This window comes from Fructilactobacillus sp. X8R4C1 (assembly GCF_059900905.1).
This window is the reverse complement of record NZ_JBWXVJ010000001.1, coordinates 1-23,487: the sequence shown is the minus strand read 5'-3', so window position 1 is coordinate 23,487 and position 23,487 is coordinate 1. Positions and strand designations below refer to the sequence as shown.

23 protein-coding genes are annotated in these 23,487 nt (G+C 35.5%); 6 read left to right on the top strand and 17 right to left on the bottom strand.

The window, feature by feature from the left end; all coding sequences use genetic code 11:
• Positions 1-104 precede the first annotated feature (104 nt).
• Positions 105-1,463, top strand: a complete 1,359-nt coding sequence (locus AC6UDA_RS00115) for a cytosine permease (RefSeq protein WP_500710264.1) — start codon at positions 105-107, stop codon at positions 1,461-1,463.
• Positions 1,464-1,516: 53 nt separating this feature from the next.
• Here AC6UDA_RS00115 and AC6UDA_RS00110 read toward each other — a convergent pair whose 3' ends face one another.
• The 7 genes from AC6UDA_RS00110 to AC6UDA_RS00080 form a co-directional block, all read right to left on the bottom strand.
• Positions 1,517-3,232 carry an ABC transporter ATP-binding protein gene (locus AC6UDA_RS00110; RefSeq protein ID WP_500710262.1) on the bottom strand — a complete coding sequence of 572 codons (1,716 nt, stop codon included), beginning with the start codon at positions 3,230-3,232 and terminating at the stop codon, positions 1,517-1,519.
• 76 nt (positions 3,233-3,308) lie between these two features.
• The gene (lanKC, locus tag AC6UDA_RS00105; protein ID WP_500710260.1) at positions 3,309-5,915 is read right to left on the bottom strand and encodes a class III lanthionine synthetase LanKC; all 2,607 of its coding nucleotides are present in this window, start codon (positions 5,913-5,915) and stop codon (positions 3,309-3,311) included.
• Between the two features lie 50 nt (positions 5,916-5,965).
• Positions 5,966-6,103: a class III lanthipeptide gene (locus AC6UDA_RS00100; protein WP_500694266.1), complete on the bottom strand. Its 138-nt coding sequence runs from the start codon at positions 6,101-6,103 to the stop codon at positions 5,966-5,968.
• A 17-nt stretch (positions 6,104-6,120) separates the two neighbouring features.
• Positions 6,121-6,252 (bottom strand): class III lanthipeptide, encoded by a 132-nt coding sequence (locus AC6UDA_RS00095; RefSeq protein ID WP_500694267.1) that lies wholly within the window; start codon positions 6,250-6,252, stop codon positions 6,121-6,123.
• A gap of 22 nt (positions 6,253-6,274) precedes the next feature.
• Complete coding sequence (locus tag AC6UDA_RS00090) at positions 6,275-6,412, bottom strand: hypothetical protein (protein WP_500694268.1); 138 nt, start codon at positions 6,410-6,412, stop codon at positions 6,275-6,277.
• Positions 6,413-6,669: 257 nt separating this feature from the next.
• Positions 6,670-7,806, bottom strand: coding sequence for a recombinase RecA (recA, locus tag AC6UDA_RS00085; protein WP_500694269.1), 1,137 nt, complete (start codon positions 7,804-7,806; stop codon positions 6,670-6,672).
• 112 nt (positions 7,807-7,918) lie between these two features.
• Positions 7,919-8,152: a hypothetical protein gene (locus tag AC6UDA_RS00080; RefSeq protein ID WP_500694270.1), complete on the bottom strand. Its 234-nt coding sequence runs from the start codon at positions 8,150-8,152 to the stop codon at positions 7,919-7,921.
• Between the two features lie 240 nt (positions 8,153-8,392).
• On the opposite strand from AC6UDA_RS00080, the gene AC6UDA_RS00075 reads away from it, so the two are divergent.
• Positions 8,393-10,087 carry an oleate hydratase gene (locus AC6UDA_RS00075; RefSeq protein ID WP_500710258.1) on the top strand — a complete coding sequence of 565 codons (1,695 nt, stop codon included), beginning with the start codon at positions 8,393-8,395 and terminating at the stop codon, positions 10,085-10,087.
• Between the two features lie 54 nt (positions 10,088-10,141).
• On the opposite strand, the gene AC6UDA_RS00070 is transcribed toward AC6UDA_RS00075, so the two are convergent.
• The gene (locus AC6UDA_RS00070) at positions 10,142-10,552 is read right to left on the bottom strand and encodes an ImmA/IrrE family metallo-endopeptidase (protein ID WP_500710255.1); all 411 of its coding nucleotides are present in this window, start codon (positions 10,550-10,552) and stop codon (positions 10,142-10,144) included.
• The gene (locus AC6UDA_RS00065; protein WP_500706025.1) at positions 10,533-10,850 is read right to left on the bottom strand and encodes a helix-turn-helix domain-containing protein; all 318 of its coding nucleotides are present in this window, start codon (positions 10,848-10,850) and stop codon (positions 10,533-10,535) included. The genes AC6UDA_RS00070 and AC6UDA_RS00065 overlap by 20 nt, the downstream gene beginning before the upstream one ends.
• A 289-nt stretch (positions 10,851-11,139) precedes the next feature.
• Here AC6UDA_RS00065 and AC6UDA_RS00060 point away from each other — a divergent pair, with 289 nt between their 5' ends.
• Positions 11,140-13,233, top strand: coding sequence for a glycoside hydrolase domain-containing protein (locus AC6UDA_RS00060; protein WP_500710252.1), 2,094 nt, complete (start codon positions 11,140-11,142; stop codon positions 13,231-13,233).
• A gap of 365 nt (positions 13,234-13,598) precedes the next feature.
• Here the strand turns inward: AC6UDA_RS00060 and AC6UDA_RS00055 are convergent, their stop codons facing one another.
• The 5 genes from AC6UDA_RS00055 to AC6UDA_RS00035 form a co-directional block, all read right to left on the bottom strand.
• Positions 13,599-13,787: a hypothetical protein gene (locus AC6UDA_RS00055; protein ID WP_500710250.1), complete on the bottom strand. Its 189-nt coding sequence runs from the start codon at positions 13,785-13,787 to the stop codon at positions 13,599-13,601.
• A 656-nt stretch (positions 13,788-14,443) separates the two neighbouring features.
• Positions 14,444-14,974, bottom strand: coding sequence for a hypothetical protein (locus AC6UDA_RS00050; RefSeq protein WP_500710249.1), 531 nt, complete (start codon positions 14,972-14,974; stop codon positions 14,444-14,446).
• 583 nt (positions 14,975-15,557) lie between these two features.
• A complete protein-coding gene (locus tag AC6UDA_RS00045) occupies positions 15,558-16,070 on the bottom strand; it encodes a hypothetical protein (protein ID WP_500710245.1) in 513 nt (170 codons plus the stop codon).
• Positions 16,071-16,738: 668 nt separating this feature from the next.
• Positions 16,739-17,197, bottom strand: a complete 459-nt coding sequence (locus AC6UDA_RS00040; protein ID WP_500710241.1) for a hypothetical protein — start codon at positions 17,195-17,197, stop codon at positions 16,739-16,741.
• A gap of 147 nt (positions 17,198-17,344) precedes the next feature.
• Positions 17,345-18,085: a hypothetical protein gene (locus AC6UDA_RS00035; protein WP_500710237.1), complete on the bottom strand. Its 741-nt coding sequence runs from the start codon at positions 18,083-18,085 to the stop codon at positions 17,345-17,347.
• A 195-nt stretch (positions 18,086-18,280) separates the two neighbouring features.
• On the opposite strand from AC6UDA_RS00035, the gene AC6UDA_RS00030 reads away from it, so the two are divergent.
• Complete coding sequence (locus AC6UDA_RS00030) at positions 18,281-18,829, top strand: hypothetical protein (protein WP_500710235.1); 549 nt, start codon at positions 18,281-18,283, stop codon at positions 18,827-18,829.
• A gap of 84 nt (positions 18,830-18,913) precedes the next feature.
• On the opposite strand, the gene AC6UDA_RS00025 is transcribed toward AC6UDA_RS00030, so the two are convergent.
• Together AC6UDA_RS00025 and AC6UDA_RS00020 are read right to left on the bottom strand one after the other, a co-directional pair.
• The gene (locus AC6UDA_RS00025) at positions 18,914-19,090 is read right to left on the bottom strand and encodes a hypothetical protein (RefSeq protein WP_500710232.1); all 177 of its coding nucleotides are present in this window, start codon (positions 19,088-19,090) and stop codon (positions 18,914-18,916) included.
• A 19-nt stretch (positions 19,091-19,109) separates the two neighbouring features.
• Positions 19,110-19,643 carry a GNAT family N-acetyltransferase gene (locus AC6UDA_RS00020; RefSeq protein ID WP_500694276.1) on the bottom strand — a complete coding sequence of 178 codons (534 nt, stop codon included), beginning with the start codon at positions 19,641-19,643 and terminating at the stop codon, positions 19,110-19,112.
• Between the two features lie 144 nt (positions 19,644-19,787).
• On the opposite strand from AC6UDA_RS00020, the gene brnQ reads away from it, so the two are divergent.
• Positions 19,788-21,140, top strand: coding sequence for a branched-chain amino acid transport system II carrier protein (gene brnQ, locus AC6UDA_RS00015; RefSeq protein WP_500710229.1), 1,353 nt, complete (start codon positions 19,788-19,790; stop codon positions 21,138-21,140).
• A gap of 59 nt (positions 21,141-21,199) precedes the next feature.
• Here brnQ and AC6UDA_RS00010 read toward each other — a convergent pair whose 3' ends face one another.
• Entirely contained in the window at positions 21,200-22,381 is a 1,182-nt protein-coding gene (locus tag AC6UDA_RS00010) for a thiolase family protein (protein WP_500710225.1), read from the bottom strand.
• A 141-nt stretch (positions 22,382-22,522) separates the two neighbouring features.
• On the opposite strand from AC6UDA_RS00010, the gene AC6UDA_RS00005 reads away from it, so the two are divergent.
• Positions 22,523-23,062 (top strand): hypothetical protein, encoded by a 540-nt coding sequence (locus tag AC6UDA_RS00005; RefSeq protein ID WP_500707572.1) that lies wholly within the window; start codon positions 22,523-22,525, stop codon positions 23,060-23,062.
• Positions 23,063-23,487: the final 425 nt, after the last annotated feature.

Below are 23,487 nucleotides of genomic sequence, written 5' to 3'. Positions count from 1 at the left end.
AATTATTCGTTGTGAAGGATTCTTTCAGTGGTATACTTGAAATAAGTTGCAAATACGACCATCAGACAGTAAACCAAACCAGTCGTTAATAATTGGAGGATAAAATGGAGCGAAATAAGAAATATGCATTTGAGTCAATCCCAATTTCCGAACGAGACATGAATTATTGGGATATGTTTGCCACGTGGTTCGGAGCGAACGCTAACAACGGAACCTGGTTCATTGGTGGCGTGATTGCCGCCGCTGGTTTCTTTGGTGGGATTAGTTCGGCCATCATTGCTTCGGCAATTGCCTTCGCGTTTTTGAGCATGGTGGGCTACATGGGATATCAAACGGGGGCATCGACCACGATCTTGTCCAGAGCTCCCTTTGGAATTCGGGGAAGTGTCGTGCCATCAGTCATTAATCTGACGCTCTTTATGGGGTGGACGGCCGTTAACACGTTTATCGCCGCTACTTCCCTTGCGTATCTGTTCCACAGTATGTTTGGCTGGGCGTTGTTTGGTCAACCCGGCGGCTACTTTGGGATTATTGTTGGAATTATCATCATGAGCATTCTGCACTTACTTAGTATCATCGCTGGTCCCAAGTCCGTTCAAATTATCGAACGAATTGGAGTGATTTTGGTAATTATTTTTGTGATTATCGAAGTCATCGTGGTTTTTCGTGACGTTTCGTTTTCACAGATTGCCAAGTATCAAGTTCCAATGAAAGCCCGGATGCCATTTGGGGTCGCCCTCGATACGATTGCTGCGGCTGCCCTTGGTTGGGTAGTTGGTGGAGCTGACTTTACCCGGTTCACTTCCAGTAAACGCATTGCCACCCAGGCTCCATACGTCGGTGCCATTCTTGGGATGGTCAGCTTTGTCATTATTGGTCTGTGCACGACTCTGAGTGTTGCTTTGACGTCCGGGGTCTTTAATCCTAATAACTCCGATCCTAGTACGGTTGCTAATAAATTGGGACTGGGAGTTATTGCGATGGTTGTCATTGTTTTGACCAGTATGACCGCCAACGCCGTCAACATTCAGTCTGGTGGCTCCGCTCTAAATAATCTGATTCCTAAGATTAGTTTGAATAAATCATTGTTCATCGTTACCATCTTGTCCATGATTTTGACACTGGTTCCTTTGATTAACGGTAGTTTCCTTGATGCCTTTACCGCATTTCTAAACTATACTGGAATGTTCCTTGGTCCAATCATTGCCATCTTGGTGGTTGATTACTTTGGGTTGTCAGATGGGAAATACGATTTGAAAGCTTTAGAAACTCCCGCAGGAAAATATTGGTACAAAAATGGAATTAACTGGTTTGCGATGTTATGTATCGCCATCGGGGTGGTATTGTACATTGCGCTAAACATGTTGCCAATTATTAAGGCGACGGTTGGAGCCACTTTCATTTCTATGATTGTGATTGCCATTATCTATTATGTAGGTAGTAAATTGATGAGAAAAGCTTAATTTAATAACAAACAAAAAAGCATCAAATCATTACATAATGATTTGATGCTTTTTTAGTTTTTATCAATGAATTGTTCATTTACGAAGCGATGATATTCTGGAACTCGATTCATTAATTCTTCGTGGTTTCCAAAGCCTAATATTTTGTGACGGTCTAGAAAGTATATTTTATCGGCATTTATAATGGTTGAAAGTCTGTGTGCAATGGCAATAATTGTTTTGCCGGTCATCATCTTATCAATTTCGTATGTTACTAATTGTTCAGAATCAGAGTCCAGGCTAGAAGTTGCTTCATCAAGAATTAGGAATTTAGGATGTTTTAAATATGCTCTAGCAATTTGTAATCGTTGTCTTTGTCCTCCAGATAATTTAAGTCCTTGTTCACCAATGATTGTTTTTATTCCATCTGGTAATGATGATACACAATTTTCTAAATCAGCAATTTTAATTGCTGTTGATATTTCTGATTTGCTTGGGATATTTACTAAACCAAGAACTAAGTTATCATAAAATGTTCCAGAAAAAATAGTGTTATCTTGAGTTACTACTCCAAAAAGCGAACGCCATTGCGAAATAGAAAAATTAGAAGCGTCATTGTCATCAAACAAGAGTTTTCCATATTGGATTGGATAAAGTCTTGTTAATAAATTGATAATAGTGGTTTTCCCAGCGCCTGAGGGACCAACGATTGCAATTTTATCACCAGGAGTAAAATCCATTGAAACATTACTTAGTACTAGGTGATTTTCATAAGAAAAAGATACATTTTTTAATTTAATAACTGAATTTTTTGAAGTGTTTTTAATAACAGGATTTTTATAGTTATTTTCTGGACTTAACTGTAAGATTCTAGTAATTTGTTTTGTTGCTCCCTTTGCTTGCTTGTAGCTTGCATAGAAATCAGCTATGACATTAATTGGTCCAATTACTTGGAATAGATACATTAGAAAAGCGACTAGGGTTCCAATGGAAAGAGTTCCAGCTGATACCCGAACACCACCGTACCAAATGATTATAATAATCAATAAAAGTCCAAACATGGTTTGAATTGGACCTGTTATAGCAAAAATTGCATTCATTTTTAGTGATAAATGATAAAGAGCATTTACGTCTTTTTTGAATTTATTTTGGATACTATGTTCTGCGTTATTTAATTTAACCGCTCGAATGTTTCTAAGACTTTCAGAACTGGTTTCATTCATTTGAGCTAGTTTCTCTTGAGATTTAATTGAAACCTTCTCATCAATTATTCCAATTGGGATGGTAACCATCGCGTCTAGTGGAAATGCAATTAAGATAAGTAAAGATAGTTTCCAATCAAGTGAAAATAAAATTGCAAATGTTCCCACCACAGTAATTATTCCACTAATTGAAGAGGGGATTATTTCAGTAGTAAAGTTTTGAATTATTGAGGCATCATTAATAACTCTACTAGAAAGTTTTCCACTTAATTGGTTATCAAAATAGGTAGTTGGTAAATAAAGAAGATGATCTTGAATACGAGTGCGAATATTTGCAATTTGTTTGGCTCCTGAACGACTAAGCAAATATCCACTAATTGCTGTAAAAATGGCACTAAAAATTAGCAAGGCCAAAATTCCAATAATTGTCCACGTATTATTTTTTTGACTGAGTAACGATTTAATGTTGATAGCCTTACCAATTAATAGGGGAATAAATAAAGAAACTATTGTTCCAATCAGACTTAAACCGAGTCCAACGAAGAAGCCGGCATCTAGTTTAATGAAATTAATTTTTGTCTTTTTCATTATTTTCCTACTTTTAATTTATTTAAGAATTAATCATAATAAATGATTTTATACGATGACATTAATTTAATTTTGATTAGGAAAGAAACAGTTGATTTAAGACAGATTTAGGCACTGGCATCCATTTCCAAGCGTTATTATCTTTAATGCCTTGTAAGACAGTCATTAGACCAGCATTTCCAGTAAACAAATCATTTGAAAAACGATATCCATATGTTCCGGGTGACATAATATTATTATTAGAATCTACAAGCAGATAGTTTTCTAATGACTGGACTAATTTATCGATGTCGGATAATTTGTTTTTATTATCAATTCCTATAAGGATAATTCCACTGATCCCTCTGGTTAGTCCAGATGAGTATGTGCAGTAAGTTTGGAGATTTTTAGTGAATTGTTCTTGAAGGTTTAAATATTTTTCGTTTTGAAATTCATGTAAGCGCCTAATAAATTGGCTCAATACTAATCCGACACCAACTCCTCCTTCTCCTAGATATGGAAGTATTCTGGGAAAACCAATTGAATTATCCAAAATCTCTGCAGATTGTGAGTCGGAAATTTCAATGTTTTTATCTAGTTCAAAATTCAACATATCTTTGGCATTTTTCAGAGTTTCTTTGTTTTTTGTTACATCAAATAGTAGTAATAAAAATAAACTCGCGCCTGACCATCCATTCATTAATCCATAAGGAATGGTATCTTCATCATCTGGTTGAGTTCCCGAACCATTTATAAATAATGTATTTAAGCGGATCGCGATTAATTTACTCATTTCTAAAAATTTATTATTATTATTTTTTTTAAAGAAGGCTAGTAAACTTAAACCAATTCCGCTTAATCCAGAGTAAAGAGTGTAATCTGTTTCTTTTAAAATTCTATTTTTTTGATCAAGTATAAATTCAAGAAATTGGTTTGAATGTTCCTGTAAGTTTAAATCATCTAAAATAGACGCGATTCCTGAAATACCATTAAATAGTCCAAGACTGGTGTCTTCATTGAAGTGGCTAATAAGATTTTTGCTGCTATTATTAGCCCAATTGATTTCTTTTGTTAACTTTGTATTACTCCGATTTAATGCCATTAGTATTCCAAAACCACCATTAGCGATGTTAACTTTTCCAAGCTTGTCAATAAATTGTCTAATGTCACCACCTGAAAAACTATCATTTTGATTTGATGAATATTCAATTATTCCGGTTTTTAACCCATTGATGAGTTTGTCTACTGCTTTTATATTGATTTCAAATTTTGGGACGTCGAAAATGTTCTTTAATTTTGGAATGAAATTTTTACAATCCTTTTCTGTATTTTGTAATATATCAAGTGCTTTTTCTCCAAAATAATCTGTTATCCATTTATTTTGATTTTCTTCAATTTTTAAAGACAAATCAGAAACGAACTCAATCGGTAGTAACAAAAATCTTGAGATCCTCATGTAAGCAAACCAATCAGCACTTTTAAAGTCACTAATTTTAGAATTAACGTATCCCGTAGTTTGTAGTTCTGGATGATATTCATTTGAGAGGAGGGTAGCAGTCTCAAAATCGATTAGTTTAATGTTATTGTTAGGAGTAACCATAATATTATTTGGATTTAAGTCACCAATAGCAAAACCAGCCTGATGAACTTCTGTGATTGCCACTTTTAATTGTTTGATTAATTGATCTATAAGTTTTAAATATTCATTTCGATTCTTTTCGTATGAGAAAGGAAAGTTTTCTGGAATGAAATCGGATAATGAATTTCCAGGAACAAATTCTTCAATCAAGTAATTATTTTCCCATATCTCAAAATAATCATAGACCTTAACTGTTCTGTTAATCCCATTTAATTTTTTTAGGGTATTGTATTCATTCTTTACACGGAAAAAACCATCATTCCCTTGTGCATCAATTCCAGACTGTTTTCGTCCCTCCTTCATTACATAATTTTTACCATCTTTTGTGACTTGATAGACGCCGCCACCATTACTAAAGTGAATTGCGGAAATAACCTCATAGCGTTTGAATTTAGTTAAATCAATTTTGGAATATTCAATCGTTTGTATTTTATCCATTTTTTTAATTTCTTTTGGTTCAGAAATAAATGAGGGAACGTTATAGTATGGAACCCTTAAGTCTGGCACTAACTCTCCATTTGGATTTTTGATTCCCATGATCGTTTTTCCATCATGTACCATTGGCATTCCAATAAATCCCCCATACCTAAAGAAGATGTTGGAACTGTACCACTGTTTATCGTTTAAAATATATGCACCCTTGGGGATGTCATTGGTTAGGTCAGTTAGGGGACTTAATAGTTGAATAAATTGATCTTCATCTTTGGGGTAAATTGTTATGAATTTTCCACATGCAGATCGATCACCATATTTTGAATTTTTCATAATTAATTCTTTTTTGGTAGGAACAAATTTAAAAGAAATGTTATTTTCTATCAAATACGGTGTGATTTGGTCCAATGTTTTTTGCGCGTAATCAATGGGAGATGTTACATGAATTTTCCACCCTTGGTTTGGCAGTTGTCTATTTTTATTGATAAAATAATTCCAATTTTTATCGATATGATGATTCCATTTATCCTTGTCGTGAATAGTAACTTTATAAATTAAACTGTTTGTTTCGGCTGTGGTGGGTTGATAAAATAATGATCCTTTTTTTAAATAATCTAAATATCTTAAATCCATAACTACATCCTTTAAGTTTAAAATAAAAAGAGAGTCCTATTAGGGCTCTCTTATCTCTTGCATATAAGAATACTAACGTCACTGTTAATTGTGCATCCAACGCTCAGATGAGAACCCTTACGTCCTTTTCGGCGCTTTTTTCTTAATGCTACATTATCAAGTTGTTGTAATTGCAGAATAGGTTTCATGAAATGCTCCTATAGTATTATTTGCACATAATACTAATATTGCTGTTGTTGCCACATCCCATAACACTAATATGAGAATCTTTTTTCCCGCCAACAAGCTTCTTGGCATTTTTACCCACAGTCTTTTGGAGGTCTAGCAAAGTTTTCATAATAAATACACCTATTGTTAAATTACTGACAGAAGACACTTACATTGCTTCGAACATCACATTGAACACTGATATTACTTCGTACTCCGTGATGGTGATGACGACGCTTCTTCTTTAACTCCACGTTTGGTTGTGCTTGTAAATTAAGCAAGTACTTCATATTAAATCTTCCTTTCTTGTGAGAGGCTTAATTACCATAATTAATATAAATTAAACGATATAGAAAGTCAACAATTTTTTAAAAGTTATAAAAATTGTTTTTTATAGTTGTGTAATTACACTGAAAATTCATTTGAGTATTCGATATTTGACTTATGTAGATTTAATTAAAATATTGTTTAAAGCTTTATCAAGATTATTATTTGTATTAAAAAAGCATCAAATCATTACATAATGATTTGATGCTTTTCCATTTAATTAAACGTCTAACTTAGTTTCGCTATCTTTTTTGGTACTTGCTTTGGTTGTTTTCTTAGTAGTGGCCTTATTGTCAGTTGACTTGGATTTTGCATCCTTGTCACTGTCATCGTCCTTTGATTCTTCATCATTGGCAATGCCATAGGCTTCTCTGACCTTGTTCTTGATTTCTTCGACCATCTCAGGTTTGTCACGCAGATTGGCCACGGTCTTATTTAGGCCTTGTCCCAGTCGTTCCTCACCGTATGAGTACCATGATCCAGATTTGTCGACGATGTCTTTGTCAACGGCTAGGTTGACCATGTCAGCAATCGGTTCGATACCCTTTCCAAAACTCATCAAAGTGTCAACGGTCTTGAATGGGGGAGCCACCTTGTTCTTTACGACTTTAATCTTGGTTTCTCGACCAACGACGTCTTGACCTTCCTTTGATTGCTTACCAGAACTAACACGGAGTCGCACACTTGAGTAGAACTTAAGGGCCCGACCACCAGGAGTTGTTTCTGGGTTACCGAACATCACACCAACTTTTTCTCTTAGTTGGTTAATGAAGATAACGACGGTATTGGTCTTGTTGATACTGGAAGCTAGTTTTCTAAGTGCCTGTGACATTAGACGAGCTTGTAAACCAACGTGAGAATCACCAATGTCACCCTCAATTTCAGACTTCGGAACTAGGGCAGCTACTGAGTCGACAACGATTAAGTCGATAGCACCGGATTGTACCAGTGCATCGGCAATTTGCAGTCCTTCTTCACCGGTTCCTGGTTGCGATAACAAAAGGTTGTCAATGTTAACTCCCAGGCTGTGAGCGTATTCCGGATCCATCGCGTTTTCGGCATCGATGTATGCGGCCGTTCCGCCAGCTTGTTGTAAAGCAGCAACGGTCTGAAGAGCGATCGTGGTTTTACCTGATGATTCGGCACCGAAGATCTCAACCACACGACCACGAGGGAATCCCCCAATGCCAAGGGCAATATCTAACGATAAAATACCAGTTGAAATGGAATCAACGTTTTGGTTAGGGGACTCGCCCATCCGCATGATAGCACCGGTCCCAAATTCTTTTTTGATCTTGCTAAGTGCTTTATCGAGCTCGATTTGACGCCCGTCGACACTGTTTTTAGAATTTGCCATAAAATTCCTTTCTTTTTACATATTACGTAATTGCGAACATACGTTTGGTTATTTAATATAATCAATTGTACACTAATAATTACGTAATTTCCAATTAAATTAAATCAATTAATTAGATTCGTTTATTAACGTAATAGGGCGAAGTTTGATCGTTATTTTTAGCATCTGATTGAGCGTTATCCGAAAGGAAAATATCGAATGATTTTTTGTCTTTTCCATGAACTACTACGACGTTTTTGGCCTCCACTTGTTTGTCACGGTAAAGTTGAGCAGAACGAACTGCATCATTATAGTCGTGAAAGTTTCCAAGTGAGTCGCCGGGATTGAAAAATACTGTTTCTGGCATAGTAATTACCACCTTTCTTCTACTATATTGTACCAGATTACGACCTTAATTATCTATTCGCAGGCTGATATGTGAGTTGCTTAATGGTTGACATTAGAACATTAATTAAATAAATTATTAAATCAAATTGATAAGTTACACTCCAACTTTTGGGTACGTTATAATATAAATATAAGCATATGTGAAACTGCTAACATAGAGACCAGTGCTTACTACGTATTTAAATCTAGGAGGTTTAATATGACTAAGAAAAAAGCAATTATGATTGGCGCCGGCATTTCCAACATGGCCGCCGCCGTTTACTTGATTCAAGAAGGTCACTGGGATGGAAAGAACATCACTTTCTATTCCTTGGACGACCATGGCGCAAATGATGGTGCCAAAACTGACGTGACCGGTAATGAATACTGGAATCGTAATCACGAAACGTCTGACCAGACTGGCTTTGTCGCTCGTGGGGGAAGAATGTTGAATTACCGAACCTACGTTGATTTGATGGATCTCTTAAGTCGGGTTCCGTCAGTCACTGAAGAAGGGATGACTGCCGCAGAGGACACGCGCGACTTTGATTCTAAACACCGGACCTACGATAAAGCGCGTTTGATGGAAGGCGAAAAGGGCATTATTAATTCCGCTAAAATGGGCTTTAACAACAAGGATCGGTTCTTATTGACGAAGTTAATCATGATGCCAGACGACAAGGAGACTGAACTTGATAACGTCTCCATCGCTGACTACTTCAAGGACGATCCCCACATGTTTCAAACCAACTTCTGGTACATGTGGGAGACGACCTTTGCCTTTCGTACCCAAAGTTCAGCTCAAGAACTCAGGCGTTACATGCACCAAATGATTTACGAATTTACCCAAATTAACACGCTCGTGGGGGTTAACCGAACTCGATACAATCAGTACGAAAGTTTGATGCTACCATTAATTAATTACTTGAAGAAGCAAGGCGTAACGTTCGTTTTGAACCGTCGGGTTAATGATTGGGACTTCAAAGAAACTCCAATGAACGAAGAAATTACCGTTAAGGGCCTAGAAATGGAGAACGTTGACACTGGTAAAGATGAACACGTTGACGTTGATGACGAGACCGCGGTCTTCTTCACCAATGGTTCCATTACCGATTCGGCTACGCTTGGAGACTTCAACACCCCGTCCGGTGAAAACACCGATTATGGAGCTGCTTCAAGTCTGTGGAAGAAAGCCACCAATCACTTCTACAACTTGGGGAATCCAGACAAATTCTTCGCCGATCGGAACGCCAGTGGCTGGAGTAGTTTTACCGTAACCACTAAGGATCATACTTTCTTAAACGAAATCACCCGTATTACTACGCAACTACCTGGGAATGCTTTGAACTCCTTCCTATCAACGAGTCCAATTACTCCGTTAGGTCAAAAAGACGTGAGAATGTCGATTGTGGTTCATCATCAACCTCATTTCACCGACCAAAAGCCAAACGAAACCGTTCTTTGGGGTTACTTCTTGTATCCATACCGTCGCGGTGAATTCGTCGACAAGCAGTACATCAAGATGACTGGAAAAGAAATGGTTCAAGAGTTGATCGGACAACTTTCAAAGGTCGATCCGGGTCCCGTAAACATCCGTGATAAAGAAAAAGAAATCATGGATTCAATTGTCAACTCGGTTCCGGTATACATGCCGTATGCTTCGGCATTGTTTAACAACCGAGCTAAGATTGACCGTCCCAAGGTCATCCCTGACCATTCAACGAACCTAGCCTTCACCGGTGAGTTTGTTGAACAACCTTACCAAATGGTCTTCACCGAACAAAGTGCAGTTCGTTCTGGTGAAATGGCCGCTTACCACTTTGCTGGTGTTCCAATGTCAAAACTCGTGGACAACCCACGATTTGATAAGAATCCGAAGATTCTGGCCAAGGCCGCTAAAAAATTATTTGAATAGATGATCGTAAATGAAAAGCTCAACTTCGAAATGAAGTTGAGCTTTTTTGATGTTTCAATCAACATAGTCTTTAATTTCAGTAAAACACACGTCACGTAATGAATCCGGGATGGCAAATAAATCCATGAATTCCTCTAGGTTAAGCTGGTCAATTTCCTTGTTGTCAGCGTAGAAGGGAATTAGGAGCCTAACGGCGTTCACGTTGGCCTTCTGTTCGTACTTGGGATTCATTAGAGTGGTAAAGCTAAGAATGGCGTCATCCTGATCGCACTGCAGGACGTGGCTAATCTCGTGCGCAATGATAAACGGAAGTTGTTTTCGTGGCTGCCAGTTGGCATTAATCACAATTGAATGGGAACGAACGTCCGCAAAGGATTGGGTATTTTGATGGAGTTTGTCCGTGTATACAACGGCAATGTCATTATCTAACGCATAGTTAAAAAGACTATTGATGATTTCGTGCATTTCGAAGTTTCCTTAAGATTTCCACGACTGTTTCACGGTCTTCTTCTGGGATGGGTTTGCCCCCAAACATCATGATCGTTGAGAGGTCATCTAAGTCAGCCGAATTGCCGGTTGAGTTTCCTAAGAGATAGTCAACGGAGACGTTGAAGTAGTTGGCAACCCTTTTTAGTTTTTGCGAATTAGCGGTTTGGTCCCACTTTTGCATGGTTCCGTTGGAGAACCCAAGTTGATGTTCTAGTTCGCGAATGGAAATATTTTTATTTTTAGCAAGTTCTTTAACACGTTGGTAGATCGACATTTTTGACTCCTTTGAGTTACTTACATAGAAAAATAATCTATAAAATTGTTGACATGTAGAAATAGTAGATATATGATTGTTCCTGTAAACAGATGAGAAATCAAGCAACAACCTTGAAGAGAGGTCGGTTTAGATTATTTCAGCTGATTTTCTTTACCATTATTGTAGAACTTTTGTCTATAAGATTCAATGATTATTCTACATGATTGCGAATTGATTTTGATGTGTTTACGTGCGAGTTAGCGCTAGCTCTTAAATTTTATAAAGATAAATTTAGGAGGAAATAATTATGGATGAACAAGTTTTAAGCGTTCAAAAGTGGTTGAACGAAGAATACGGTAATGTTTCGGGATTTGATAAGGTCAAGGAGAATGGAAAGACGGGTTGGCCAACAATTTATGCTTTAAGAATGGGACTTCAGCATGAACTAGGGATTAGTCCACTTGGCAGTGGTTTTGGTGACAAAACCAAAAAAGCACTAAGTGGAATGGTCGATCAGTTGAAGGTCGGTTACAAGGGCAAGATTGCGAAGTTAATTCAAGGTGCTTTTTGGTGTAAGGGAATTAGCCCGAATGCGTTTGATGAAAAATATACCAAAAATACACAGAATGCGGTAAATAAATTACGTAATGATGCTGGATTAGATAAAGGTGGAGTTACTGTTCCATTAATGGCTGGTCTATTTGATATGGCTGCCTTTGAATTACTTGATGGTGGTAAAAGGAAATATCGTCAAATGCAACAATATTTAAACCATAACTATTTAGATTATTTTGGTGATGATCTTGGCTTGGTTTCAACTGATGGTTTGTATCAACGAAATACAAACACAGCTTTGATTTATGCCCTGCAAGCTGTTGAAGGAATGACACCTGGACAAGCAAACGGAGTTTATGGACCTGGAACCATTAATAAAACGCCAACTTTAACTGAAGGGGATAAAGGTGCAGGCGTTAAGCTACTTCAATATGGATTAATGGTTAATGATTTTCTGAGTGGATCTGTTGATGGAGTATTTAATAATTCGGTTGCTGAAGATGTGGTTAATTTTAGGAAGTTTATGAATTTACCACCATTTACGGAAAAAGCTGATTTAACCGTTATCAAAGGATTGCTTACCAGTAATGGGAATACTAATCGAGATTCAAATGCTTGTGATACTTCATTTCAATTAAGTGATAAAGACGTTAAAAACATCAAAAATTATGGCTTTGAAATTGTTGGTCGTTATTTAACTGGATCAGTTGGCACTGGCTCAAAACGTCGTAACAAAAATCTGACTGATGATGAACTGAAAAGAATTACTGATGGTGGCCTAAAGGTGTTTCCAATCTATCAAGATAATGATGGCAGTCAGGAATACTTTAATTACGGCCAGGGTTGTGCTGATGCAGGAATTGCAAATGCAACAGCACAACGGCTTGGATTCCCAAAAGATACTATTATTTACTTTGCTGTTGATACTGATATTCAGGCTGGTGACATTGATAGTACGGTTATTCCATATATGGAGGGAGTCAAAAAAGCATTAGGCGGCTCAAGTTATCAAGCAGGAATTTACGGAACCAGAAATGTTTGTGCTCAAGTCCTTGGTAAAGGACTTGCAAAAACGGCCTTTGTATCTGATATGTCAACTGGATATAGTGGAAATTTGGGTTATCAGATGCCTAAAGATTGGGCAATTGACCAATTTGTTGAATACAGTTTAGGTGACATTGCGATTGACCAAGATGCGTCGTCTGGTAGAGATGATGGAACTAATAAGATTAAGCCAACGGAAATTGGAGAAATGTCTGCTAAAGAAGCTTTAAAGAATATTGTTGATAATACACAGGTAGAAATTGATGTTCCTTATGTGCTATACAATGATAATAAATCATTAAAAATTACTTTAGTAGGTGAAGCTGATATTAAGCCAGTCCATGGATCTGGGATGTTTACCATTAGTAATGGGAAATTACCGCGCATTGATATGGGTAAGTGGTTAGGTGAAACTTATAATATTAATGAATCTACAATAGAATACATTTTAGCTCAATTTGACAACTGGACCTTTATACAAAAAATAGATAGTGGTCAGCTATCTATCTCAATTAAACATTCAAATATGACTTGGTATGTGGATTTTCAAATTAATATTTTCAAAGTTAAAATTAATAGTAGAACATTTGAAACTAATCTCACATTGACTATTGATATAGAGTCTAATCCACATGATTATCCAGATTTTAAAAAGTTTGAAGATGCATATGATGAAATTTCATCTAAAGTTGGAGAAGATATCGATAACATAACTCTTTCTCCCGCACAGGTAATGTATGTAATGGCTGATATTAGTTTTAGTGTAGTTGTTATTTTAGGCGGATTGCTGCTGACTATGTAAAAATGTTATAAGAATATTGCTATAAAACAGTGAAGGGAATTACATCTCTTCACTGTTTTCTTCTTATTTTTACGATTTTTTACGGTATTTTAAAATATCTTTAAGCAACCAAGTTAATGTTGAGCCAAAACTAAATAATCCACCTGATATCAAAGAGAATTCATAAATTTGTGTTATATCGTTTGAAAAAGCTATTCCAGTAATTGTACGTATTATTGTCAAAAAGCTAAAAGTGAATATTAGTATGATGAGAAAATATAGTATAGTACATTTTAAGCGAATATTTTGGTAGTTACTATCTTTTCTTTTTCGATTTTTTACAATGATAATTCCTAAGATTGCACCTAAAGAACAGAATTAAAAGATTAGAAATCCTCCCGCAACAATTCCAATGACAGAAATAATGATTTTATTGATATTACTTTGTATCGTAATAAAGCTGGCAATAAAAAAAGAATTGTGATAGCACATAAAAGAGGAAATAATTTGGTTAATTTATAATATTTATGTAAAAATTCTTTTTGATCTTTAATGTAATTGGCTTTTTCTGACATTTTATTCTTCTCCTTATAACTATGGTTACCTAATTAATAAAATATAAAATGATAAACTATTCCACAAATGATATTTATAAATGACAAAGCACAAGCAACTATCACTAAATAGTAGATAAAGTTAACATGCTTGAAAAAGTGTTGTTTTAGATTTTTAAATTCGTTATTTGTGTTACTCATATGATTAAAGTGTTTTAATTTATGAATGGTTAAATATAGGATAAATGAGGTAAACAATGTTGAGCATATCATTAATACAAGAAAATAATTTGTATTTCCTAATAAAAGGTCCCAACGATCGTCTAAAGTTATTTTCCACAAACTTTTTCTGTAGAGAGTATTTTCTATAATATTATGAAAAAAGAAATATAATAGTAGAGTTACTATATATATAAAATTGAAGAATTGTTTTTGTAATTTTTGTTTTTTCCTTCTAAATATCTTCTAGAGCGTTCATATGCGATGTAGAGATATATGATAACTATAATAAAACATAGGTAAATGATATGGGAAGATATGTAGTAGGTAGTTGATAAAGTAAATTGCAAAAGAATTCCTCCAATAAGAATGTTCGTTAATGTTTTTCTATCAAGCTGAATAGTTTTCCTTAATTCTGATCCTTCTTATTATGATTATGTTAATAAAGAAATCATCTATTAAGGTAGCTTACTTTTTTTAAACTTTTTAATTCCCTCAGTAAGTTCTTTTGAATATTTCTTTTTCCGATATTTTAAGGTGCTTTTAGAAAGATAATATAATAAAAATCCAGAGCAAATTAAAAACGTTGGCAGCATTGGAGATTCATATGCCTCCCATAAATTGTTTGAAAGTAATAGTATTTCAATTGATCCAATGAAAACAAAAATTCCAAAACACAGAAATAAAATAATGACCCATAAACAATAATAATGTTTTAACCTTGAAGGTCGCATATGCTTAATCTTATATTTTTCTATCATTAATCTTATTGTAGTTCCTAGTGCGGTAATAAATAGCGAGAATGTAATTCCATCGATTGTCCCCATGATCCAAAGGATGAATTTGTTTGCATGCATATTAAGGAGAATGAATCCCAAAGTGAAGGTAATAATTACCAATATAATGGATGGCAACAATAAGCGTGACATAATGTGGTATTTATGTAAGTATTCTTGGTAGTCTTTGATGTAGTCCGGTTTTTCATACATTTATCTTCCTCCTCACAATTATGATATTACCTTATTAGTAAAATATAAAATGGTAGATTATTCCTAATGCAACATTAATAAATGAAATTATGCAAGTAAATATAATTAATATATAGATATAATTAATATGTCTAAAAAATGATTGTTTCAGTTGTTTAATTAATTTTGGCTGTTGGTTCCCATTATTGTAAATGTTCCAGCGTTTAATTGTCATGCACAAAACAATACTAGTCAGAATAATTACGTATGACATTAGCATAATTAGTCCACTAGGGTTCCCGATTAAATAATTCCAGCGATCTGTTAATGTTTTGTTCCACATATAATTGTCAGTTAAAGTATGCCCAATGATATTATTAGAAGCGAAATATAGAAAAAGAATCAAAATGTATATTAGGGGAGAAATATTGTTAAATATTTCTCCCCTTTTTTTAAAATAATGTTTGGAACGCTCATAGGCAACAATTTCATAGATAATTACTATAAGCATACAAAAAAAGAATAATTTAGCCAGCAAATAATAACCTAATTGAAAATATGATTGCAAGAGAATCCCTCCAGTAAAAGTACGTTATCAATGCCCTTATATTTCATCATTTTTAATTCCTTCAGTAAATTCTTTTAAATACTTCTTTTTTCGATACTTTAAGATGTCTTTTTCCATCGAATAAATAAATATACTTCCAAAGATTGAAAATGTGGTTATGTTAGAAACAAGATATATATAACTTAAATTATGTAAAATTGGCATCAGTACAATTAAAATAATAAAAAGTAATATACCAAAGACAAATAAAATTATTAAGATCCATAAATTAAGGCAGTATTTCTTTCTCATTAAATTTACACTCTTAGGTTTTTTAATTTTTAAATTTAACCATGCTCCTAATGAGGATATAAATAATGCCAGTACAATTCCAGTCAGTAATCCCATTATTAAAATAATAACCCTATTTACATCTAGCTTGATAAGGGTAAATCCTATGGCTAAAAAAATTGCTGATATTATAATAGAAGGAATCAATAAGCGAGAAGCGATATGATACTTATGTAAAAATTCTTTTCGATCTTTAATGTAATTGGCCTTTTCTGGCATTTTATTTCACCTCAAATGTTATTTTTCTTAAAGTAAATGATAGATAGTGACTAACACGATGTTTACACTTGCAGCGACGCAAGAACAAATTACCAACCAATACGCAATGTTAATGTGTTTAAAAAACTTTGATTTTAATGTTCGATATGCTATAGATTTAACAGTTAAACTTGCATCATCATTTAACTTTTTTCTAGTAGTTAAAAAGATGAGGATAATGAAGTAAGCAGCTAACACAGTTAAAATGAAAAAGACTAGATTATTGTGGAGTAAAAATTGACGTCGCTTCTCTGCATTATTGGTTATGTAATGTTTATCAAAGAAGGCGTGGCTAAAGTAACTGGTTATGCAACAATAGAAAAATATCATAATCATATATTTAATGTTATGCAATTTGTATTTAGAATTATGGGTTTTTTATTAAATAAATTTTAGAACGAATAGATGCAACAAGAATATAAAGAAAGCCCAATAAAGCTAAAATGTAAGTTATCCATTTAAATGTTGTATATAAGTCATGAAATATCATTTATGTACTCCTAGTAAACTATTTAATATGCAAAAAGGTCAGCATTTTGATGCATACTCTTTTATTACGGTTAAGTCAGTGAATAGGAATAACTATTAAGATGTATTTTTTGCTTAAACTTTTTAATTACAATGCTTTCTTACTTCAATACGCTTTTGCATAAATAATAATATAGTAGGGTAAATGAAGTGAATACTCCTGCTAAACTTGTAAAATAATCAATTACAAACTGATTGTTACTAAACACTACTATAATAATTGATGTTATTAATAGAAAAAATGCTAAAAGCATTAAAATAATAGTGAATAGCTTAATCATGTCTGACTTTCTTTGTAATTGTTTGGCTCCCTTTTTCTTTGTCTTTTTGTGAAGCATTAAAATTAAGCCAGTTTTAGAGACAATAATTGTAAAAGAAACACCAAAAATAAATGAGACAATATAATTAATTAGTTTGTTATTCGTAGAAGATAAAATCAAAATTCCAATTATAAAGATTAGAATTGCTATAATTAATGAAAGTAATAAGTGCCTAGATATTTTTGAAGCTTTACTTATAATTTCCTTTTGATTTTTATCATAGTCTAATTTATTTCCCACCTATAATTCACCTCTATTTCATTTTACACGTTTTTCGTCATTTCAAAAATTCCAAAACAAAAGGCCCAGCCTATGAATATCATGGGTTGAGCCTCTTTTTATGCCAGAATAATTAGGATGATAATTAAAACCGAATATTTTTATTGATTAATCATTATCTTGGTCATTATTGGTATTGGGTTCTGTAGTTGTGTCATCGTCAGAGTTGGTATCAGTATCTGAGTTATTGTCATTGTCATCATTAGAATCAGTATTGGAATCTGAATTATCGTCGTTTGAATTGGTATCGGTATCTGAGGAATCGTTGTCAGAATTATTATCGCTAGAATTAGAGGCACTAAATGTACTATTTAAATGGGCATTTGTGCTTCCTGTTATAGTTATACTACCATTTTGATTTTTAGTAAGTTGAATTGTTTCAGGCTTACTCATAGTTGATGATGCCGTGGTATCACCATCGTAAGAATTACTACCACCTTTAATGGTATAAGTATTACCATTCCTTTTATATGATTTAACTAGAATACTACTATCTTTAGTTCCGAGTCCCACAGTTTCACTAGCAATTGTTAATGTATCTGTTATCCCATCTTCTCCGTCGGGACCTTTATAATCTCCCTGTAATGACTGAGGCAAAGTTGTTCCGGTTTCCTCAGCATCTGAACTGTTATTTTTAGTTGAAGATTGATCGGTTGTTTGCTTATTTTTGTTGCTAGTTGCTTTTTTATCTTTGTGGTTATTTGGCTTACGTTTCTTAGATATACTGGTAGTATTTTTCTTATTACTATTGTTATTATTTCCATTTATTTTAAATGCAAATATTATTCCTAAAGCAAATGCTAGGAGAACGACTAAAACGACTATAATTATATTCTTCTTGTTTTTCAAACCAATTTACACCCTTTAACTTTTTATTAAATTTTGACACATAAATAATTATATTCTTTAGATGACATAATTAATAGGTTTAACGTGAAATCTCGTACAATTATAAAAATAATGTAGTTAGATATGAGGAGTAGCAGTATTATATAATTATGTGATTTAGGGTTAAATCATTAAATAATGGAGGACTATGATTAAATGGTAAAAAGGTTTAAAAATGCTTCTACTCCTGTAAAAGTTACTCTAGTTGTTGTTTTGGTATTTATATTTTTGGCAATGATTATAGGCTATAGTAATTACCAGCATGAACAAGAATTAAAACATGCAAGGTATCGAGTGGAACATATGGACTATAAATTAGCATCGCAATTGTTAAAAAAGAATGGTTGGTCGAAAGTTTCATCTAATATAGAAGAAGCTGGAAAAAGTGGCGATAGTGACCTATACAACAAGGTTAAATTGGATAAAAATACAATTATTAGTGCGATTGACTCCGAAGGCTACCAAGATATTGTTACATTTGAACCACGCTCTGGTAACAAGGTTAAAATTATCGTCGCCGTTAATAAGTTGAACGATGAAAGTAGTGACGTTACTTTAGATGATTATGATCAAGCTATTAAAACTGAGGCGTTTGCTAGTACAGGATCCTATGGAAGTTATGTACAAGATTTGTATGGTTCACTTATTAAGCATATTTTTACGGAACACATCATCTATAACTATGGAACACTTAAAGACGTTTAATGAATTAGTAATTTATGTAAGTAAGATGTTTTAAAATTTCAAAAAAGAGGCTCAACCCATGAATATCATAGGTTGAGCCTCTTTTTATGCCAGAATAACTAGGATGATAATGAAACAAATTGCCAACACTGATAATGCCAAAAAACGTTTTGACGTCAATTTGTGGGTCTTATGATAGGTCCATCCCATGCAGCCCAAAATTACGATCAATCCGAACGTTGCCATTATGATTAATTTGATTAATACCGCTGTGTCGCCCAATTTGGCCACTTCCTAGTTATTATTTTAATTCGATTTGGTAAGCGAAACGTTTTGTTCCATGACTCTTTTTACCGTTTGCGTAAATGATACCACGTTTAGTGAAACCATTTGAGAGAATGACGTGCTGCATTCCTTTGTTGTCGGGATGAGTGTCGATTCTGACGTCTTTAAAACCACGAAAGGCTGAGATGGTGAATAGGCCACTGATGAATTTGGATGCTAGTCCCTGACCACGATAGTCGTTTGAGACGGCGATACGGTGAATGGCAGAGTAGTGACCTTGGTCACCATTTTCCCACTCGCCACCTTCAAGGTGTAAGTAATCGGGGTCGATTCCTAAATGCAGGGTGGCGGTTCCAGCAACTTTTCCGTCAACATCTAGGACGTATGAGATGCCAAATTTAACGTCTCTGGCTAAATCCTCTTCACTCGGGTAATCACTTTGCCATTGGTCGATGCCTTGCTCTCCCAGAAACTTTTTGGCGTTTTTGATGATAGTGTAGATATCGTTTAAGTCAGCTTCGGTAGCTTTTCTTACGTAAATAGTAGACATAATAACACTTCCTTACTTTTATTATCAGACGATAAATAATTATAGTGAAGCTCATGTGGTTTTTCAACCACCAAATTAATTAGGGCGCCGGCTTTTTTTCTGGTAAAATGCATTGAACAGTAATTTAGGAAAGTTGGAGAAAACTTGGAAAAGAAATTAAGTGTAAGGCAGATTATTTACGTTGGAATTATGTTGTTTGGGATTTTCTTTGGCGCTGGCAATTTGATTTTTCCCGTTAATATGGGACAGATGGCTGGTGGCAACGTTTGGTGGGCAACCCTCGGATTTGTTTTAACTGGAGTGGGTCTCCCCATCCTAGGCATCATTGCGTTAGGGGTTACTGACAGTTCCGGAGCCTTTGAAATTTCTTCAAACGTTGGCAAGTCGTTTGCGTACGTCTTTACGATTTTAATTTCTTTTATAATGGGACCACTTTTGGCCATTCCTCGTTTGGCAGCCACTTCATTTCAGATTGGAATTGCACCATTTCTTAGTTCTGGTCGTCAGCAGTTAGGCTTAATCGGATTTATTTTAATTTTCTTCATTGCCATTTTTTTACTCTCGTATAATCAAGGGCGCTTACTGGAATACATCGGAAAATTTTTGACTCCGTTGTTTTTGATTTTACTGGCGGTCATCATCGTCATGTCGATTGTTAAACCAATGGGGTCGCCACATTTCTATCATCCGATGGGTGAATACGGGCATTCCCCGCTCCTTTCGGGTTTCGTTGAGGGATACAACACGCTTGACGGGGCCGGATCGATTGCTTTTGGAATCGTGATTGTGGAAACCGTGCGTGGACTAGGAGCCAAAAGCCCCAAGCAGTTAGCCGTTAGCATCGGAAAGGCCGGCTTGATTGGTGGATTGATGATGGCAGTTGTCTACGTTCTATTAAGTTACATGGGCGCTAGCAGTCTGGGCGATTTTCAGCCGTCGGCGAATGGTGGCATTGCCCTTGTTCAGATTGCGACGCACTACTTTGGTGGGTATGGGAACATTTTGTTGGCGCTAATTGTGATCGTGGCCTGCCTTAAGACGGCGATTGCGATGAGTAGTGCCTTTGCGGATACGATGTCAGATGTTTTTCCCAAGTTTAAGTATCTTCCCGTTCTGATCTTCGCGGTGGTGATGTCAGCACTTTTGGCAACGCTGGGCCTGACTGAAATGATTAAATTTATCATGCCAGTCTTGATGATTGTTTACCCGTTTTCCATCTGTCTAATTTTGATCTCGTTAATTAAACCATTACTTAAAAACTCTAAGATTGTTTACCAAATGACGATCTGGTTCATCGCCATTCCAGCTTTTCTAAGTGGAATTACCACCATTTCAGAGTTGAAACACGTGCCAGGACTATCATGGTTATTTAAGGTCAATGATCTTTTGCCACTGGCGCAGTACGGAATGGGATGGGTTTTGTTCGCCCTGATTGGAATTGCGATTGGATTGATTCTTGCAGCGAAAAAGACCAGAAAACAATTGAAGCAAGGATAAATAAAGACCCCGGTAGTTAGAAATGAATCTAACTACCGAGATCTTTTTTTGTATCTTCATTATAGTGTATGAACTGTCATCGCCATTCCCATTCCACCACCGATACAGAGGGTGGCCAGTCCCTTAGTCTGACCAGTCCGTTTGAGGTTGTTAATTAAGGTAATGAGGATTCTAGAACCGGAATCGCCGAGGGGGTGACCCATTGAGACGGCACCACCTGTAATGTTAAGCTTAGCGTCTGGGATGTGAAGGTCCCGTGCTACCGCTAAACTTTGAGAGGCAAAGGCTTCGTTTAGTTCAAACAAATCAAAGTCACTGATTTGTTGACCCGTCTTATCCAGTAGTTTATTAACGGCGTAGTAGGGGGCATATCCCATGATTTTAGGGTCACATCCAGCTTCGGCGTAGTCATCCAGCACCGCCAGCGGAGTTAGACCAAGCTCGTTGGACTTACTTTGCTTCATTAATAGGATTGCGGAAGCCCCATCATTTAGGCTGGCAGCATTTCCGGCCGTCACCGTGCCATTTTCTTTAAAGGATGGTTTTAACTTTTTTAATTGTTCCATTGAGGTATCAAAACGAACGCCCTCATCCTTATCAACCATAGTGTTCCCATGGCGATTCTGGATTTCAATTGGGATCATTTCTTCATTAAAGTAACCATTTTGTTGGGCGGCACTGGCTTTTCGATGGGACTGAAGGGAAAAAGCATCCTGATCCCTTCTTGAAATGTTGAACTGGTCGGCAACGTTTTCGGCGGTCATTCCCATCGGTTTTCCACTCCTGGCGTCGTTTAGTCCGTCTTTTTGAATGCTGTCCTCTAAAGTGATTGGGCCAAACTTGTGGCCCCTTCTTTCGTTCATATTTAGGTATGGAGCGTTCGACATGCTTTCGGTTCCTCCGACAAGGACGATGTCAGCATCGCCCATTTGGATGGCAGATTGCCCCAGTCGGACTGCTTTCATACCGGAACCACAAACTTGGTTAATGGTGGAGGCAGTGGCTGTGTCAGAAATGCCAGCGTTTAACTCGATTTGTCTGGCGACGTTTTGTCCACCGCCCGCTTGAATTACGTTTCCAAAGATGACTTGGTCGATTTGTTTTGGATCAATGCCCGCGTCTTTGATGGTTGCCTTGGCGGCAATGGTTCCAAGATCAACCGAAGTTAGGCTAGCGAGGGTGCCGTTGATTTTACCAATCGGAGTCCTCTTTGCGCTTACAATTACGATATTGTCATTCATAGATTCGATGCTCCTTTGACATGATTCGTTGATAATTATACATGTTTTTACTTAACTTTTTTTAAAGTGCAAAAGTTAATGTTAATTTCGAGTTTCTACTATAATAAAGTGAATAATAAAAATACTTTAGGAGATGAAGTCATGGATAAGGATGAAGAAGTACAACAAGTAGGGGAAATGATCGATCGTTGGTTAAATGATATTGATGATGAACCTGATGTCTTAGAGAAGACGCAGGATGAGATTGACGAGATTGATACCATCATTGATAGTTTTGCTGAAATTGCGATTGTTGGTTTAGGCGTTCAGCCCAAAGACTGGAACGTTGATTTAGTTACTAACGTAATGTTTAATCGTTTTACTTTGATGCTAGATAGTGATGAGAAAACGGACTCGCTGTTTCAACTAATTCCCTTTGCCTTAATCCATTTATTTTCTTATTTAAACGATCAGGGAATTATTAGTAATGGTCCTAGTTTGAATAAATGGGTAGAAAATAATAGTAAAGCATTACGTTCAATGTACGATTCTAATTTTGATGCCTTTTATAAGAAATTGGTTAGTGCGATGGAAGATGCTGACGTTGATTTAGAGGATAAGAGTGCAGTGGATGCTTTTACGACGCGTTATCTAAGACAACACCCGCAAGATGGAATTGACTTATATTCAAAGAAAAAGTAGGCCAATTTTCTTGATAAAAAATGAAAATTAAAAAAGTTTGACCTTTTTTGACCAAAAGTGTTGACAAATGATTTGAGCGCATGTATAGTAGTAAATGCTCAGTGAGGGAGACAAAGTGATTTGATAATAATCGATTAGTCACTGATTATGAACTGAATTAATTATTTTAATCATTTCTCTTGCATCTTCATTATGAGCGTTGTATAATAGTCTTTGTTGTCTGGGTTCTCCGGATACGATGCTTGAACAAATAAATTTAAAATAATTGAGTTTATCTGTTGACATTGAAAACACAACGTAGTACAATTATATATGTTGCGTTGAGGAAGAATCAAACGGCAACAATCAAGAGTAGATCTTTGAAAACTGAACAAGATTTTGATTACAAGTGTAAGGTAATTTTAAGTTGTAGAACTTAAAATTAA